The organism is Neisseria sp. P0021.S007, assembly GCF_051956855.1.
On sequence record NZ_JBQCXA010001158.1, the window covers coordinates 1 to 524 of the forward strand.

Genomic DNA, 524 nt, shown 5'->3' on the forward strand with positions numbered 1-524 from the left:
GGTTGACCCCACATGCTTCCTTAGCAGGGAAGTGCCTTCAGCCTCTCAGCCATTACTCCTAAGGAAGTCCGCAATATACGCTTTCTGCCCTCCTTCGTCAAGCATTACCGCCTCAAACTTTCTTAACGCCATGAAATCATTTAAATAAAAATATAATATTTTTTGCACCATTCTGTTTTTATACTTCTTTCATATATGTTAAAATGATTCTGCTTTCTGTAAACTTTTTCTACGCCCATTATTACAAAGGAGTTCGCATGTTACGTTTTTCTGCTTTGGTTGCCGTATCCTCCCTGATGCTTGCCGCTTGCTCACAATCCGGCAATTCCCAACCATCCACTTCCTCCTCTCAAACTTCTACTCCAAAAACAACTGCCGCCGGTTCTGCCTGCCGTAGCATGGGTGAGGGCCATAAAGTCCATGGCAAAGGTCAAAACGATATTTATATGTGTAAAGTCGATGTAGCTTTAAACTCTACCTAAGCCAAATCCGCTTTGGATCCTAGCATCCGCGTTCACTACGGT

1 pseudogene is annotated in these 524 nt (G+C 43.3%); it reads left to right on the plus strand.

Going from position 1 to position 524, the window contains the following annotated elements:
- Positions 1–257 precede the first annotated feature (257 nt).
- Positions 258–479: pseudogene (locus ACTHUR_RS18035) on the plus strand (hypothetical protein); the annotation flags it as partial.
- Positions 480–524: the final 45 nt, after the last annotated feature.